This is a genomic window from Paraburkholderia yinzeri (genome assembly GCF_046581065.1).
In the GTDB taxonomy this organism is placed as follows: domain Bacteria; phylum Pseudomonadota; class Gammaproteobacteria; order Burkholderiales; family Burkholderiaceae; genus Paraburkholderia.
Window position 1 is genome coordinate 2,089,234 of sequence record NZ_JBFOCJ010000002.1, and the last position, 16,497, is coordinate 2,105,730.

At 65.1% G+C, this 16,497-nt stretch carries 15 protein-coding genes; 12 read left to right on the top strand and 3 right to left on the bottom strand.

What is annotated here, in order from left to right:
* Entirely contained in the window at window positions 1-1,851 is a 1,851-nt protein-coding gene (locus WJ542_RS26530; RefSeq protein ID WP_411192429.1) for a sensor histidine kinase, read from the bottom strand.
* Window positions 1,848-2,969 (bottom strand): ABC transporter substrate-binding protein, encoded by a 1,122-nt coding sequence (locus tag WJ542_RS26535; RefSeq protein WP_411192430.1) that lies wholly within the window; start codon window positions 2,967-2,969, stop codon window positions 1,848-1,850. The genes WJ542_RS26530 and WJ542_RS26535 overlap by 4 nt, the downstream gene beginning before the upstream one ends.
* 393 nt (window positions 2,970-3,362) lie before the next feature.
* On the opposite strand from WJ542_RS26535, the gene WJ542_RS26540 reads away from it, so the two are divergent.
* The 8 genes from WJ542_RS26540 (at window position 3,363) to WJ542_RS26575 (ending at window position 10,653) form a co-directional block, all read left to right on the top strand.
* Window positions 3,363-3,677 carry a hypothetical protein gene (locus WJ542_RS26540; protein ID WP_411192431.1) on the top strand — a complete coding sequence of 105 codons (315 nt, stop codon included), beginning with the start codon at window positions 3,363-3,365 and terminating at the stop codon, window positions 3,675-3,677.
* A gap of 102 nt (window positions 3,678-3,779) precedes the next feature.
* On the top strand, window positions 3,780-4,412 hold the full coding sequence (locus tag WJ542_RS26545) for a response regulator (RefSeq protein WP_411192432.1): 633 nt from the start codon (window positions 3,780-3,782) through the stop codon (window positions 4,410-4,412).
* A 161-nt stretch (window positions 4,413-4,573) separates the two neighbouring features.
* Window positions 4,574-4,795: a hypothetical protein gene (locus WJ542_RS26550; protein ID WP_411192433.1), complete on the top strand. Its 222-nt coding sequence runs from the start codon at window positions 4,574-4,576 to the stop codon at window positions 4,793-4,795.
* A gap of 48 nt (window positions 4,796-4,843) precedes the next feature.
* Window positions 4,844-5,056: a hypothetical protein gene (locus WJ542_RS26555; protein ID WP_411192564.1), complete on the top strand. Its 213-nt coding sequence runs from the start codon at window positions 4,844-4,846 to the stop codon at window positions 5,054-5,056.
* A gap of 219 nt (window positions 5,057-5,275) precedes the next feature.
* Window positions 5,276-6,043 carry a coniferyl-alcohol dehydrogenase gene (locus tag WJ542_RS26560; protein WP_411192434.1) on the top strand — a complete coding sequence of 256 codons (768 nt, stop codon included), beginning with the start codon at window positions 5,276-5,278 and terminating at the stop codon, window positions 6,041-6,043.
* A 35-nt stretch (window positions 6,044-6,078) separates the two neighbouring features.
* Window positions 6,079-7,551, top strand: a complete 1,473-nt coding sequence (locus tag WJ542_RS26565; RefSeq protein WP_411192435.1) for a benzaldehyde dehydrogenase — start codon at window positions 6,079-6,081, stop codon at window positions 7,549-7,551.
* A 69-nt stretch (window positions 7,552-7,620) separates the two neighbouring features.
* The gene (locus WJ542_RS26570; protein ID WP_411192436.1) at window positions 7,621-8,457 is read left to right on the top strand and encodes a p-hydroxycinnamoyl CoA hydratase/lyase; all 837 of its coding nucleotides are present in this window, start codon (window positions 7,621-7,623) and stop codon (window positions 8,455-8,457) included.
* A gap of 18 nt (window positions 8,458-8,475) precedes the next feature.
* Window positions 8,476-10,653 (top strand): acetate--CoA ligase family protein, encoded by a 2,178-nt coding sequence (locus tag WJ542_RS26575; RefSeq protein WP_411192437.1) that lies wholly within the window; start codon window positions 8,476-8,478, stop codon window positions 10,651-10,653.
* Between the two features lie 44 nt (window positions 10,654-10,697).
* Here WJ542_RS26575 and WJ542_RS26580 read toward each other — a convergent pair whose 3' ends face one another.
* Window positions 10,698-11,171 carry a MarR family winged helix-turn-helix transcriptional regulator gene (locus WJ542_RS26580; protein ID WP_411192438.1) on the bottom strand — a complete coding sequence of 158 codons (474 nt, stop codon included), beginning with the start codon at window positions 11,169-11,171 and terminating at the stop codon, window positions 10,698-10,700.
* Window positions 11,172-11,417: 246 nt separating this feature from the next.
* Here WJ542_RS26580 and WJ542_RS26585 point away from each other — a divergent pair, with 246 nt between their 5' ends.
* The 4 genes from WJ542_RS26585 (at window position 11,418) to WJ542_RS26600 (ending at window position 16,466) form a co-directional block, all read left to right on the top strand.
* On the top strand, window positions 11,418-12,704 hold the full coding sequence (locus WJ542_RS26585; RefSeq protein WP_411192439.1) for an MFS transporter: 1,287 nt from the start codon (window positions 11,418-11,420) through the stop codon (window positions 12,702-12,704).
* Window positions 12,705-12,903: 199 nt separating this feature from the next.
* Window positions 12,904-13,974 (top strand): porin, encoded by a 1,071-nt coding sequence (locus WJ542_RS26590; RefSeq protein WP_411192440.1) that lies wholly within the window; start codon window positions 12,904-12,906, stop codon window positions 13,972-13,974.
* A 77-nt stretch (window positions 13,975-14,051) separates the two neighbouring features.
* Window positions 14,052-15,017, top strand: a complete 966-nt coding sequence (locus tag WJ542_RS26595; RefSeq protein WP_411192441.1) for an alpha/beta hydrolase — start codon at window positions 14,052-14,054, stop codon at window positions 15,015-15,017.
* A gap of 162 nt (window positions 15,018-15,179) precedes the next feature.
* Window positions 15,180-16,466, top strand: a complete 1,287-nt coding sequence (locus WJ542_RS26600) for a type 1 periplasmic-binding domain-containing protein (protein WP_411192442.1) — start codon at window positions 15,180-15,182, stop codon at window positions 16,464-16,466.
* Window positions 16,467-16,497: the final 31 nt, after the last annotated feature.

Consider the following 16,497-nt stretch of genomic DNA (forward strand, 5'->3'; position numbering starts at 1 on the left):
TCAATCGCGGGCAGGCTCGCTCTGGACGACGGGCTGCAGGCTCTCGCCGAATTGCAGACGAACGGTCGATCCCGCGTTGCCGCCGCTGACGATGGACAACTGCGCGCCGATCATTCGCGCGCGCTCTTTCATGCCCTGCAGGCCATAGGAGCCGCCCGCCGCCGCACCTGCCACGTCGAACCCGATGCCGTCGTCGCGGATCTCCAGGGCGAACTGGCCGACGGTGCGTAGCACGACCTCCACGCGCGACGCCTGCGCGTGCCGGCTGACATTGGTGAGCGCTTCCTGGGCGATGCGGAATACCGCCGTGGCCCGGTCGTCGTTCAGAGCGGGTTCGGCGCCGTCCAGCCGGAATGCACAGGTGGTCGAATTATGGCGCGCGAAATCCTGAACCAGCCACTCCAGCGCGGAGAGCAGGCCGAAGTTCAGCGCGGCGGGGCGCAGGTGGCTCGCAATGTTGCGCACGATGTCGATGGTCCGCTCCACGAGCTCGCTCATCTGGGCTGCCTTGTCTTTCCATGCCGAACCGTGGACCGGCAGGCGCTTCAGCAACGATATATCCATCTTGATGGCGGTCAGCAACTGGCCCAGTTCGTCGTGGATTGTCATGGCGATCTGCCGGCGCTCTTCTTCGCGCACCGATTCCTGGTGGGCCGATAGCTGGCGCAGCTTTTCCCGCGAATCGCGCAGTTCGAGCTCCGTTCGTACGCGCTCGCGTACCTCCTGTTCGAGCTGGTCGCGATGACGCGTCAGATCTTCCATGGCCTGTCGGCGCGCGCTGATGTCGGTCAGTTGCCCTTCGAGCCGTAGCGGACCTGCCTCGTCGCAGCCAACCCCGCGCGCGTTGAGCTGACACCATACCGCCGTGCCGTCGGCGCGCGTCAGCGGTATTTCGAGTCCGGCGATCTCGCCCGTCAGGTGCAGCGTCTCGAACAGGCGGCCGACCTGCGTGGCCGTCAGCGGCTGCGCGAGCAAGGCCGGCTGCGTGTCCTCCGCCCGTGTGTCCAGCAGGCGGGAGACATCGCGATAGCCCAGCAACCGGGCCATCGCCCGGTTCGCGTCATGGAGCCTGCCGTCGCGATCGAGCACGAAGATGCCTTCGAGCGAGTTCTCGATGATGCTCCGGTACTTGATCTCGCTCTCCCTCAGCGAGGCAGTGGACGCCTGCAGCCGTTCCGCCATGACGTTGACGCGCGCCGCCAGTCGACCCAGTTCGGCGCGCGACTCGATCGCGCACCGGGCATTGAGGTCGCCGCCGGCAATCCGGTCGACCATTTCCTCGAGGCGTCGTATGGGCTCGCGCACGAGGTGCCTGATGAGCAGGAAGGTCGCGATGTAGAGCAAGGCGAGCACGAGGGCAAGCGTCGCGAGCACGGCTTCGCGCGCGACCACGAGATCGTGTGCCGCCACCGCCCTCGTGAGTTCCACCCGCACCTCGCCGATCGTTTCACGCGGTGCCTCGACGGGAGGCTGGTACTCGATGGGCCGTACCCGCACCACCCTCTCGTCCGGCCGCGGCGCCGGCGCGTTGCTCACGTCGGCGAGCACGCCGTAGCTGGTTGCCGTGACCGTGAGGCGGACGACTTCGGGATTCGGTCTCAGCGTGTTCAACTGGCGCACGATCGCGTCCCGGTCGACGTTCCACAGCGGTTGCGCGAGCGATTGGCTAAAGAGATGGGCGATCCGGCTCGCACGGTCGTCGAGCTCGACGAGCCGGCGTTCCTGTGCCTGTCTGAGCACCACGAACGCCGAGCCGCCCGCCACCAGCGTGATGAGCACCAGCAGCGAGAGCATCAACTGGGCGTGCAGGCTGTGAGGAAAGCGTGGGCGCAAGATGGCTGGCCACATCATGCAGTGGGAGAACGCCTGGTTAGCAGGGGGCCGAGATTGAAGTCGTAGGCTCCCGGATGTCTGCGGGACAAGCGCGAGAAGACGCTGAAGTCCGGGGCGTCGCGACGGTCGAACGCGATTTCGTAGTACCGGGCGGCGGAGTCGCCGTACAGGACTTTCAGATAGTCGAGTCGCTGCCGCGGACCGCCCGCCAGTGCGAAGTCCGCGCCATGATGATAGTCGTAGATCAGCACCATCGCACACGCGCCGATGAACTGGTCCCCTGCGACGATTGCGGCGAGTTCGCCACGAAGCACGGATGCCACCGCGTCGGGCAGCGCGCCCAGACCGCCGACGACCGCGCTGGCGTGTCGCTCCCGTACGGCGCTGAACGCGCCCAGGGTCATCGAATCGTTAGCAGCCCAGATGATGTTCGCATCGGGATAGCGCGACAGCAGCACGAGTGCCTTCTGGCGGGCGTCGGAGAAACTCCAGTCGCCGTACACGAGCTGGCAGGTACGGTCCGCGGGACGCTGCGCCAGCGCGGCCTGTACGCCGGCTGCGCGTTCCTCTGAAACGGGTGTGGCTGGGTCGCCGGTGATGCCGATGACCCTTGCCGGTTGGTTGCCGTTTGCCGAGCACAGGTAATCCATGAGCCGGAAGCTGCCGCGTTCCGCGTCCGCGGTGATCGTGCCGATCCAGTTCGGGATCGCGCCGCGTTCGTTGCCGATCTCGGCGCGTTGGGCATCGGTCAGGTCGTTGTGGATGAGCAATACCCTGGCGGGCGAGCGCGACAGCGTCTGCAGCATTTGCCGGGCGGCCATCTTTTCGTTGACGATCACGACGTAGTCAGGCGCCTCGGCCCGGGCCGCGACCGATTCGGCGAGGCGCTGCATGAGCAGATGATCGCGTTCGGCATACAGCACTTCGAGCTGCATGCCGAAACGCCTGGCGGTCGCGGCCATGAAGCGGGACACGAGTTGCCAGTGCGGGCCGGTATCGCCTTCGGCGGCTTCGCCCGGATTCAGAAACACGATCTTCGCCGGAGCGCTGCGCACGGGCATCGCCCTCAGTGCGGGGGCCGTCGCAAGACACGCGCCGAGGCCCATGCAGCGGGCGAGCATCTGTCGTCTGTTCATGGTGATATCCGGGCGTGCGGCGGCCAGTTTTCCTCTACTGCGCCGCCCGGAGAAGCAAAGGACGATCTGGCACGGCAACCCGTACGGGTGGGTGGATTCAGGAGGCGAGCATGCGCGAAGCATAGCGCGACGTAATGGCGCCGACAATCCGGCAATCGGCTTCCGCTCGCTTTCCGCGGCCCTTGTGCGCGCCTCGCAAAAGTACGACGAATCGCAGGCGCGTGCCACGCGAACAGGGCTGCACGCTTTGGGGCCCGGGTTGCGCGTTCAGGATTTCCTGACACGTAATTCAGGACATCCTTTGATTTTTTGCAGCGAGACCCGACTGTCCGGAACGTCCGCAGGGTTCATGATGGAGCAGGACGAACCATGCATCGGATGAGGCGAGACGAGATGGATTCCTGGCCGCTTGATCGCAAGGAGCGAGTCGACGAGGTAGAGACGCTATGCCTGCGTCTGTTCGATGCCTGGTGCGAATCGCGCAGCCTGGTGCCGCTGACTTACCTGATGCACTGCTGGCCCATGCCGCACCGCTGCGCGGGCGCGATGCGGCGCTTGTACGAAACGGTGACGGACCTGCGCCGCTACCATTCGGACTGGCTGGACATGCAGACATCGGCAACGCTCGGCGAACTTTGCGAATGTCTCGGGCGGCTGGTCGACGATGCGTCGGCGATTTCGCCCGGGATCGGCGCTCCCGCCGCGTGAGCCGGATCCGGGCAACCCGGAGCGACGGAGGCCGGGTGCGAGGTCTGCTGTTCGCTGCGCTACACTGCGTGCATTGCGCTTGCAGGGCAACCACAACAACTTATGATCCGGATACTCATCGCCGACGACCACGCTATCGTGCGCGGGGGGCTCAAGCAGATCATCGCCACGACGACCGACATCGTCGTGGTCGGGGAGACGGGGCAGGGCTCCGAAGTGATCGAGAAGCTGCGCAGTTGCGAGGTCGATCTGCTGCTGCTCGACATGACGATGCCAGGCATCAGCGGTATCGACCTGATCCGCCGCGTGCGATCCGAAAAGCCGGCGCTGCCCGTGCTGGTATTGAGCATTCACAACGAAGCGCAGGTTGCGTCGCGGGCGCTGAAGGCCGGGGCGACCGGCTATCTGACGAAAGACAGCGATCCCGACGTGCTGATTGCCGCAATCCGCAAACTCGCGGACGGCGGGCGTTTCATCGACCCGAAGCTCGTCGACGCGATGGTGTTCGAGAAACATTCCGGCGACGTGGCACCGTACGAGATTTTGTCCGACCGCGAGTTTCAGGTGCTGCAGATGATGGCGGCGGGAAAGAGCATCAACGAAATCGCGGATGCCTGTGCGCTCAGCGCCAAAACCATCAGTACTCACAAGATGCGGCTGATGCAGAAGCTGGGTCTGTCGAACAACGCCGAGGTGATCCGCTACGCGATCCGGCACGGTCTTGTTACCGAGTGAGCGGTTGCCGTGCGCGCCGCGTGAAGGAAATCCTGACGCGTGAACCAGCGTTTCCTTAAGGAACTATCCGCCGGCGCCGATGGAGCCGCACGCGCGCGTCGCCTACGATGGGCTGCACGGACTCTGGGAGAGCGGCGATGGCGGGACGGCAGTCGTTACGAATGGCAGTCGGCAAATGGCTCGGCGCTACGCGCAAACAGACGGTTCGGGTGATCGCGGTGCACCGTTCCCGCTCAGGCCGGATCGTCAGCGTGTGTGTGGAGATGCAGGGGGCGAGTCGTTCCTGCGGGCTGTTTTTCTTTCACCACCCGGAACGCGGGTGGCAGGTCTTTCCGCCGGAAGGCACGCGTCCGGCGATGAGCGTGGCGCGGCACGCCGCCTGAGCGGGGTTCCTGTCGTGACGTACGGAGCGAACTGTGGGGAGATCGCACGTGGATGAAAAGACGATAGAAACGGTACTGCCGCAGTACGAAGTCAAACTGCGTGAATGGATGAGCCAGTGGTACGACCATTCCGTGCTGAAGGGATTCATACAGCCCCCGTTCTTGCTCGACCAGTCGAAGGCCGAACGCCTTGAGGGCTATTTCGTCGTCGGATTGACGCCGGCCGAAGGCGCTCAGGCATTTTTCGGCACGGTACACTGAACCGTCCTGGTTCTCGATTTCTAACGCTCATACCCATCCGGCCGGCCAGGCTCCCGCGCGCATCGCGGGCCGCCCGGACCGCCATTTCTCCTTTCCCCACCCCGGTTCACGATCCGCTTTTCATGCTGCAGTGCATCTCAAAAAAATAGTTATGTGATGTAACTATTATGGTATAAAACTATCAGACGGCATTCGACCGGAACCAAGGAGACAACTGCAATGAACCTGAACGGCAAGACCCTGATCGTCACTGGCGTGGCGTCCGGCATTGGCGCAGAGACGGCGCGCCTCGCCCGGTTTCACGGCGCTCGCGTGATCGGCGTGGATCGTCAGCCGGTGAACATGACGCTCGACGCGTTTCACCAGGCCGATCTGGGGGACCCGGCCGCGATCGATGCGCTGGTCGCGCGCCTGCCGGACCGCATCGATGCCCTGGCCAATATCGCGGGGGTGCCCGGCACGGCGCCGGTGGATCTCGTGGCGCGCGTGAACTACCTGGGTCTACGCCATCTCAGCGAGGCGCTGATGCCGCGCATCGTGCCGGGAGGCAGCGTGATCAACGTCGCGTCGATCCTGGGCGCGGAGTGGCCGCAGCGGCTCGAACTGCACCGCGAGCTGGCCGATACGGCCGGTTTCGAGGCGGGCGCTCAGTGGCTTGGCGCGCATCCCGTACCGCAGGCCACCTGCTACCAGTACTTCAAGGAAGCCCTGATCGTGTGGAGCGCACGCCGCTCGCAGGACTGGTTCGCAAAGCATTCGGTGCGCGTCAACAGCGTCGCGCCGGGCCCGGTCTTTACGCCGATTCTGGGCGATTTCGTGACGATGCTCGGACCCGAGCGCGTGGAAGCCGACGCCGCGAAGATGAAGCGCCCCGCCTACGCGGACGAAGTTGCCGAAGCCATCGTGTTTCTTGCCTCCGGCGCTGCACGCTGGATCAACGGCATCAATCTGCCCGTCGACGGCGGCCTGGCCGCCACGGCAATCTAAGCATACCTGATCAATACCTACTGGAGACATGCGTCATGAGCAATCCGTCAGGCTTTCCGCTTGCCAACGCGGACACGTGGCAGGGCAAGATTTTTAACGGCGACTGGGTTGGCGTTCCCGGCGTGCTGGACGTCATCGAACCGGCTTCCGGCCGGCCGTTGCATCAGGTCGGCAAGGCCACGCCGGAGGACGTCGCAGTCGCCGTGAAGTCGGCCCGCGCGGCGCAGCGCGCGTGGGCCGCCACGCCGCCGCGCGAGCGGGCAGCGGTGTTCCATCGCGCCGCGGCGCTGTTGCAGGAGCGGGCAGGCGCTGCGGCGGCGCTCATCGCGCGCGAGACCGGCGCCATCCTGGCGAAGGGCGAGCATGAGGTGCGCGAAGCGATCGTGTTGCTGCAGCGCGCGGCGGCAATGCCGCTGGAAGCCAACGGACGGGTGCTGCCGGGCCAGCCGGGGCGCCTGAGCATCGCGCGCCAGTTGCCGCTGGGCGTGATCGGCGTGATCTCGCCGTTCAATTTCCCCCTCGTGCTGTCGCTGCGCTCGGTCGCGCCCGCGCTGGCGGTCGGCAATGCGGTGGTGATCAAGCCGGATCCGCGCACGCCCTATGCGGGCGGATTCGTGATCGCCGAGGTGCTGGCGGCCGCGGGCTTGCCCAAAGGACTGCTGCACGTGCTGCCGGGCGGCGCGGACGTCGGGCAGGCGCTGGTCGAAGCCCCCGGCGTGCCGATGCTCGCGTTTACCGGTTCGACGGCAGCCGGCCGCAAGATCGGCGAGCTGGCGGGGCGCCATTTGAAGAAGGTTTCGCTGGAGCTCGGCGGCAAGAATTCGCTGATCGTGCTGGAGGATGCCGATCTCGACAAGGCGGCCTCGGCCATTGCATTCGGCGCCTGGTTCCACCAGGGTCAAATCTGCATGGCGACGGGCCGCGTGCTCGCCCATCGCAGCATTGCGGGCGAACTCACGCGCCGTCTTGCCGACAAGGCACGCCATCTGCCGGTGGGCGATCCCGCCGTGGCGCAGGTCGCGCTCGGGCCCATCATCGACCAGCGGCAACTGCAGAACGTGGTCGATATCGTGGGCGCGTCGGTCGCGGCCGGCGCCGTCGTGGAGGCGGGCGGGACGCACGAGGGGCTGTTCTACTCGCCGACCGTGCTGTCCAACGTGAAGCCGGGCATGCGCGCGTTCGACGAAGAAATTTTCGGGCCTGTCGCGAGCGTGATTCCGTTCGACACCGACGAGGAGGCAATCGAACTTGCCAATCGCACCGAATACGGCCTGTCGGCGGGCGTGATCTCGGCCTCGGTGGGGCGCGCCATGGCAATTGGCGAGCGGCTGCATACGGGCCTGCTGCACATCAACGACCAGACCGTGGCCGACGAGGTCATCAATCCCTTCGGCGGAACCGGCGCTTCGGGCAACGGCACCAGCGTCGGCGGCCCTGCCGACTGGGAGCAATACACGCACTGGCAGTGGGTAACGATCAAGGACGCGGTGCCGCAGTATCCGTTCTGAGCCGCGGCGAGGGCGCCCCCTGGGAGGGCGCCGCGGCCAATGTCTTCAATTATCAATAAGGTATACGAAATGAGCAGTCAGGCAGAAGAGCAAACCGTGACTTTCAGCATCGAGGACGGTATCGCGTGGGTGAAGTTCAACCGTCCGGAAAAACGCAATGCCATGAGCCCGGCGCTGAACCGGCGCATGATGCAGGTGCTCGACGAGCTGGAGTTCCATCCGGACGTGGGCGTGCTCGTGCTGACCGGCGAGGGGACGGCGTGGACGGCCGGCATGGACCTCCAGGAGTATTTCCGCGACACGGAAGCGCAAGGTCTGCGAGGCACGCGCAAGGCTCAGCGTGAGAGCTACGGCTGGTGGCGGCGCCTGCGCTGGTATCAGAAGCCCACCGTCGCGATGATCAACGGCTGGTGCTTCGGCGGCGGCTATGGTCCGCTCTTTGCCTGCGATCTCGCCTTCTGTGCCGAAGAGGCACGTTTCGGCCTGTCGGAAATCAATTGGGGCATTCTGCCGGGCGGCGGTGCGTCGAAGGTCGCCGCAGAACTGCTGTCGTTCCGCCGCGCGATGTATCACGCGATGCTGGGCGAGAACATCGACGGCCGCAAAGCCGAGGAATGGGGGCTCGTCAACGAGGCAGTGCCCGCCGCGCAGTTGCGGGCACGCGTCGTCGAAGTGGCGCAGGCGCTGCTCCAGAAGAATCCGGTCGCCCTGAAGGCTACCAAGGATGCGATTCGCCGGGTGCGCGAGATGACTTACGATAATGCCGAGGACTTCCTCGTGCGTGCCCAGGAGGCGGCCAACAGCTTCGACGACGATGGCCGCAAGGAGGGCCTCCGGCAGTTCCTCGACGACAAAATCTACAAGCCCGGCCTTGGCGCCTATGATGTGACCCGGAAGCGTGCCTGACCGCAGGAGCCCGTTAACATGAACAGGATCCAATCCGCGACCCATGCCGGTGTGCGGCCCGGAGTGCGTGGCGAAACCGTGACACGTCTGCTGCGGCCGGCGTCGATCGCCATCGTCGGCGCTTCGCCGACACCGGGCGCGCTCGGCGCGTCGGTGCTGGCCAATCTCGAACGCAACGAATACGGCGGGCAAATCTACCTCGTCAATCCAAAGCGCGACGAGATCCATGGCCGGCCATGCGTGAAATCGATCGAGCAGTTGCCGTCGGGCGTGGACGTCGCTGTGCTGGCGATCCCGCAGCCGGCGGTGCTCGACGCCGTGCGGCAGCTCGCCTCGCGTAACGTGGGGGCCGTGGTGATCTTTTCGGCTGGCTTTGCGGAGGCGGGCCCGGAGGGCATCGCGCAGCAGCGCGAGATCGCGAGGATCGCCGCCGAAACCGGCATGATTGTCGAAGGGCCGAATTGCCTCGGTTGCATCAATTATCGCGACCGCGTGCCGCTGACCTTCATCGAAACCAGCGTGAGCGAGGTTCAGGCGCAGCGCAGCCGCGCCCAGCCGGCCATCGGCATTCTGTCGCAGAGCGGGGCGATGATGGCCGTGCTCAACACCACGCTGACGAGCCGCCATCTCCCGCTCTCGTACGCGGTATCGACAGGCAACGAGGCAGCCAGCCATCTTGAGGATTACCTGGAGTTTCTGCTCGACGATCCCGGCACGCGCGTCGTTGCGATGATCGCCGAGCAGTTCCGGCAGCCGCGCCGGCTGCTGGATGCCGCGCGGCGTGCGCGCCGCGCGGGCAAGCTGCTGGTGCTGCTGCATCCCGGCAAGAGCGCTGCGGCGCGCGCTTCGGCGGCGACGCACACGGGCGCGATGGCGGGCGATTACGCGGTGATGCGCACCAAGGTCGAACGGGCCGGCGTCGTGATGGCGCAGAGCCTGGAAGAGCTGGGCGATATCGCCGAGATCGGCCTGCGCTGCGCGCGCCTGCCCGCACGCGGAACCGCGATCCTCGGCGAGTCCGGCGCGTTCAAGGCGCTGTGCCTCGATATCTGCGAGGAGCTCGGTCTGGAACTGCCCGCCGTCGACGACGGCAATGCGTCCGCGCTACGCGCAGCCATGCCGCCGTTCGTCGCGGTTTCCAATCCGCTCGATCTGACCGCCCAGGGGCTCGTCGATCCTGAGTTGTACTACCGTACGCTGTCCGCGCTATTCGACGACGAACGGTTTTCGGCCATTGTCGTCGGCCTGATCCAGACGGATCCGGTCACGTGCGCGATCAAGATGCCGCCGGTGCTGCGCGCGGTTCGGGAACTGCATCCGCAAAAGCCGGTGATCTGCGCGGGGCTCGATGAAGGTGCCATCGTGCCGCCCGAGTACATCGAGCAAATGCGCGAGCTGGGCATTCCGTATTTTCCGGGCACGGAACGCGCCCTGCGGGCCATCGCGCGGCTCAGCGATTCTCGTACCCGGGACTTTTCCGAAGCCGCGTTCGAGCCGGTTGCCGCCGATGTGCCGCGCCAAAGCGGCGTCGTGCCCGAATACCGCGCGAAGCGCGTGCTCGCGCCGCTCGGTATTCCGTTCGCTCGCGGCGAGCTTGCCACCGGTCTCGATTCGGCGCTGAAGATCGCGGAGCGCCTGGGTTATCCGGTTGCGCTCAAGGCGCAGGCGGCCGAATTGAGCCACAAGAGCGACGTGGGCGGCGTGATGCTCGGCGTCGACGGGCCCGGGTCGCTACAGGCCGCGTGGACGCAGCTAGACCGCAACATCCAGCGGCACGCGCCGGCAACGATGCTCGACGGCGTACTGATCGAGGCGATGGGCGCGCGCGGTCTGGAGATGATCGTTGGTGCGCGCCACGATCCCCAGTGGGGACCCGTCATCCTCGTTGGTTTTGGTGGCGTGACAGCCGAGGTGACGCGCGATGTCCGGTTGCTGCCTCACGATCTTTCCAGAGACGCGGTGGTGCGCGAGATCGGCCGGCTCAAAGGCGCGCCGCTGTTGCACGGCTATCGCGGTACGCCCGCGCTGGATGTCGAAGCGCTCGCGGAGGTGGTCGTGCGTCTAGGTGCGTTGCTGCAGTCGGAACCGGACATTCGGGAGATCGACCTGAATCCGGTCGTCGTCTACCCCAGCGGGCAGGGAGTGCTGGCGCTCGACGCGCTGATGCTGATCGAGGCGCCACGGCAGGTCGGCTGACCGTTCTGATCCGGCGGGGCGGAACACCGTCCCCGCCGGACCGCTCAGCCGGCGAAGATTCTTGAAAGAAGGTGCCGCAGTTGTTCCCGCTCGGCCCCGGAGAGCCGATGAACCGCGGCTTCATCGGCTTTCTGCGCGGCCTTCAAGGCTTGCGTGTGGAGTTTGATGCCTTGCGGCGTGAGCGAGACCAGCTGGATGCGTTTGTCGTCCGTGCTGCGCTGTCGCGTGAGCAGCCCGTTCGACTCCAGCCGGTCCAGCAACGTCGCCAGATTGGGCGGCGCGATGGCCAGGGCTTCGGCCAGTGCCTTCTGGTTCGTTCCCGGGTTGTGCCGCAGCATCGACAGGACCGCAAAATCGGCCTGCCGCAAGTCGAGTTTCTCTATCTGGGCGTCGAAATGTGTCTGGACTACGAGATAGGCTCGCCGAACGTTGTATCCGAGAAGACCCAGCAGCTCCGACTGATCGACCAGACCGGAGGCTTCGTCATTGATGTTATGGGTAGCGGGCTTGGTCGGCATGTCAGGAGAGCAAAGCGGTAAGGCGGTTCCGGGAAATCATAGCATGTGACGATCGATAGCCGTCCTCAAGGCGGCGAGAGGTTTGACGTGGGTTGTGCCGGCGCTGCCGCGCATTCAGCGTTTTCCCCTAAACCGGGATTCTTGCGTTTCCGCGTAAACAACTTATCATATATAACAAATATACAAGATAATTAAAATTCCGAGACCCATCACCAGAAATCGCCAGGAACCGCCAGGAGACAACACATGCATGCTTCGTCGCCCCACGATTCAGGAAGTAACGGGAAACATGATTCGGTATACGAAATAAAAACACTGATTCTGCTGGGGCTGGGCTTCGGCCTGGTCGGGCTGGACCGCTGGATCGTCGCCCCCTTGTTTCCGCACATGATGCGCGACCTGAACCTGAATTTTCAGCAGCTCGGCAGCCTGATCGGTATCCTGAGCGTCGCCTGGGGAGTGTGGGCGATGGCGATGGGGCCGGTGTCCGACCGGATCGGCCGCAAGCGCATTCTAGTGGTCACGATGGTCGCGTTTTCGCTGCTGTCCAGCCTGTCCGGCCTTGCCACCGGCTTCGCGAGCCTGATGCTGATCCGGGCGGTGATGGGGGTGGCGGAAGGGGCATTTACGCCGGCCAGCGTCGCCGCGACCGGCGAGGCCTCGCTGCCGTCCCGGCGCGGGTTCAACCAGGGGTTGCAACTGAGCATGTTCTCGCTGCTGGGTCTCGGGTTTGCGCCGATTCTGGCGACGCAACTGCTGCGCGTCCTGCCGTCCTGGCATTGGGTGTTTACCGTTTCCGCCGTGCCGGGCCTGATCGTCGCGTGGCTGATTGCCCGTACGCTGCGCGACAAGCCGCGCAGCGAGTTGCCCGCTTCACCGGCGACCGCAGGGCGTCCGCGCTGGAGCGCGCTGTTTGGCAGCCGCAACGTGTGGCTTGCGACACTCGCGATACTGTGCGCGATGACAGGCATTTTCGTGGTCAGCGCGATGGTGCCGACCTATCTCGTCGAGGTGCTGCATCTCGATACCCAGGAAATGGGGTTCGTCGTCTCGGCGATCGGCTTTGGCGGTTTCGTGGGCTCGTTCGGTGTGGCCGGCGTGTCGGATTTCATCGGCCGGCGCAATGCCGCACTGATCGCGTTCGCCGGCGCAGCGGCGCTGCTGTATCTGTTCGCCGGTACGGGAGCGGATCCGCAACGGCTGTTCGTGTTGCTGTTCGGCGTTGCGGTGTTCGCGCTGGGTCTGCTCGGCGTCCTGAGCGGTCCGATCGCGACCGAAGCGGCGCCCGCGGGCCTCGTGGCGTCTTCCGTCGGCTTCGTGTCGGGCGCCGGAGAAATCTTCGGCGGCGGCCTGGCGCCTGCGGTAGCCGGCTTCGTCGCCCAGCACTTCGGTCTGGCCTCCACGCTGACTTTCGCGCTCGGCGGCCTGGTCGCCGGCGGCGTCGTCTCGCTGTTCCTCGTCGAGACCTCCCCGCGCCGTCGCGGCGCCGCCGCGTCGCCCGCCTCGATGGGCATCCCCGAGGACATTGCCTGAGGCGTTGCCCGCCGAGTCGCTTCCTCTGCATGCATTGCCCGCCGCGCGGGCAGATTGCCGATACCTGAACCCCTTGTCAGCCCGGCTGGCCGTTGCGCCAGCGGGCGGCGCTCGTCCCGTGCCTTCGTGCTGGCCTGCCAGTCGCGCGCCGGTGACGGCGTCATGTAGCGAAACACCTATTCGATCCTGGAGATAGTCAATGAGAAGTCAAGCCATTTGCGTTGCCGCGAGTCTGTTGTTTGCGTGCCACGCCTATGCACAAAGCAGCGTTACGGTCAGCGGCCTGCTGGATGCCGGTGTGTCTTATGTCAGCAATGAGGCCGGTGGTCACGTCTTCAAGTTCGACGACGGCGTCGCCGTGCCGAACCTGCTGACCTTCAGCGGCAAGGAAGATCTGGGCGGCGGCGTGCATGCGGTCTTCGAACTCACGGACCAGTTCGAGATGGCCACGGGCTCGTTCATGCCGGACGAGAGCCTCTTCAGCCGCACCGCGCTCGTCGGTCTCGACGATGATCGCTGGGGCCGCCTGACGTTCGGCAACCAGTTCGATTTCATGTTCGACTCGCTGTTCCTGGACGACGGCTCCATCTACGCGCTGGGTATCTACGACTTTCCGAATGGACCGTTTGCGAAGCTTGCGCTCCCGGACAACCCCACGGGCGCATTCGACTGGGACCGCATGGCGGGCGTCGCCGTCAGCAACTCGGTGAAGTACCTCAGCTCCAACTTTTACGGCTTTTCCGCAGGGGCGATGTACGGCTTTGGCGGCGTGCCGGGATCGTTTGGTTCGGATAGCTCAATGAGCGCGGGCATCAACTACCTGAACGGCGGGTTCGGGGCAAATGCGGCTTATACCGAAGTGAAAACCGACGTGGGCGGCGTACAGGACAGCGTGCGCAACTGGGGTGTCGGCGCCCGTTATCGCATGGGCTTCGTGACCGCGACGGCGCTCTACACGGCCGTGCGCAACGAGCTGAATGGCGCCGAGGTCTGGCAGACCGAACTGGGCGGCTTGTGGCAGATGGCGCCGCAGTGGGCGTTGAGCGGCGCGTATATGTACATGAAGGGCAACGACGTCGTCGACAACAACCATGCGCATCAACTGACCGCCATGCTGACTTATACGCTCTCGAAGCGAACCAGCGTTTATGTGGCAGGTGTCTATCAACGCACGAACGAGGGTGCGACGGCGCTGATCGACGACGTCATGGTTGCGTCGAGCAGCGCATCGCAATTCGTCGGCCGGATTGGCATGCAGACGCGTTTCTGAACGACAGGACAAAAAAATTCGCATTGCCAGGGAAATTATTTTTTACAGATCGAAATTTCGACGACAGGAGACAGTCCATGCGGAGCGCACCCTTCAATCCACTCCGTTTAGCGCCCGACGTGCGCGAGTTGCTGGCGGCAATTGCCGCCAGCGGCGCGCCGCCCCTCGAATCGCTGCCTCTCGCGCAGCGCCGTCTGGCCTACCAGCAGATCGGCGCCGGACTGGGCGGCGAATCCTTGCCGCTGCGAGAAGTCCGCGAGCTGCAGGCGGAAGGACCGGCGGGGCCGATCCCGTTACGCTTGTACCTGCCGGATCAGACGGGGGCCGGGCCGCATGGCGTAACCGTTTATCTGCACGGTGGCGGCTGGACCCTGGGTGATCTGGACAGCCACGACAAGATTTGCCGGCGCCTCGTCCACGCGGCCGGCTGCGCGGTGGTCGGTGTCGGGTATCGCCTGGCGCCGGAACATCCCGCGCCGGCCGGACCGGAAGACGTACTGGCGGCGATTCGCTGGGTGGCGAACCATGCGCAGGCGCTTGGGCTCGACCCTGCGCGGATTGCCGTGGCCGGCGACAGTGCGGGAGGCAGCATGGCGGCGGTGGCGTGCCAGCGACTGCGCGGCGAGGTGCTCCTGCGGGCGCAGGTGATGTTTTACCCGTCCACGGATTTGTCACCGGCGGCGCAAGACTTTCCTTCGCGGTTTGAGAACGGGTCGGTACCGCCGCTGACACTGGAATTGATGCAGGTGCTATCCAGTCCGTTCGCCGACGGATTCGATACCTGTGACACGCGGTTGTCGCCGTTGCGGGAGCCGGATCTGCACGATTTGCCGCCGGCGCTCATCGTCACGGCGGAATGCGACGTGTTGCGCGACGACGGCCGGCTCTATTGCGACGCATTGCGGGCGGCCGGCGTTCGGGTGAATTACATCGAAGTGCCTGGCATGGTGCACGGCTTCGTCGAGATGGCGGGTGTGCTGCCCGCCGCGATCGAGGTGATCGAAGGAGCCGGAGCGTATCTGAACCGGATCCTCGCGAGCTGATATGAGAAGCACTGCTTATGTTATGAGGTCGTAGTGCAACATCTTCGGCGAGCTGTCGGTCGTTCGTACGGTTCCTGGCATCACATCGTAGCGGACTATCTTGCTGCAACAGAGTCTCCGGGAGGATATCATCCGTGTCGACAGGACGGATGAGGAGCTATCGTGCAAAAGGGCGTCAGTCGATACCTCGCTGCTGCCATCATTTCGGCAACCCTGTGCCTGGCTCTTGCTGGCCCGGCGACCGCAGCGAAGGTATCTCCCGAACCGGTTATCCCCGCCGGCGATCTGTGCGGGCACGTGCAGAGCCGCGACGTATATGCGCTGATTGCGTCCCCCGGCGACGGTATCTTCTCGGTCGATTCGAGCAATGTCGAAGCCGGCAAGCTCACCTGTGTCTGGTCCGCCCTGAAAGCCGGTGCGTCGGACGGCTCGGCACCCGATGCGGCGCTTACGCTCGATCTCTATCATTTTGCGAGCGTGGCACGGGCTCGGACCGAGTTGCGCGGCTTCGGCATCGCTGCGCACGCACCCCATGCCCAAACCGGTAATGCCGACGACGAAGTCATCCAACTCTCGCCCGGTGCGATGGCGGCACGCCATGGCCTGGAAATTGCTGTCGCCCGCGCGACGGTGCCGCAGTCCCTTGTGCGGGATCCGGACTGGAATGCGCGGTTCGAAGCGTTGACGCTGGCCGGTGCCGGCGCGCGATTGCTGGCGCCGCCGGAACCGCCAGGGGCCGTCGCCTCAACTCCGTCACCGGCCATTGCAGCCAATGCCTGGCGTCCCCCGGAGCGCCACCTTCCGGCAAACAGTGCGATCTTCGTGCCGGTCGTGCACGTGATGTGGCAACTCACGCACTGGCGTTTCGAATTCGTGCCGGTCGCCATCGTGGTTTCGATCCTCATAGGCGTCGTCGCGATCCGCCTGCGTCGTCTTGCGATCCTGTGGCTGGTGCCCCTCATCTTCGGCTACGCGATTCTGAACGTGATCTTTGGCCCGGATTGGGGGGTGGCGCTCATTTATCGCTTCGGCAATCAGGCGCCGGCGACCGTCACCGGGACATTCCCGACCAACGACATCTACAACGATCAGGCGGTCGTCGGCTATCACGTTCTGATTCGACCCGCAGACGGCGCCGTCGTCGAGGGCAGTTTCCGGAGCGATGACTTCAACGTCTATCCACCGCACAACGCCACGCGCTATCCCGATAGCGGCGACGTCTTCTCGGTCCGATATCTGCGCGGCTATCCGGCTGATTTCGTGATCGTCAGCGACGACGGGAGCCCATGGAGCAACCGGCTGCGTTGCGAAGCACTCGCCGTTGCGGCTGACCAGGCCGACCAGAAAGCCGGCTTTGCGCCGGATAATCCGCCTTTCCGGCAGGCGGCGCAAGCCGCCCACGCAGCGTTGCAATCGGCAGGATGTCAGGTGGACGACAGTACGAACTGAGGCAGACCGGTTTTGAAAAAGGAGCCGCGTT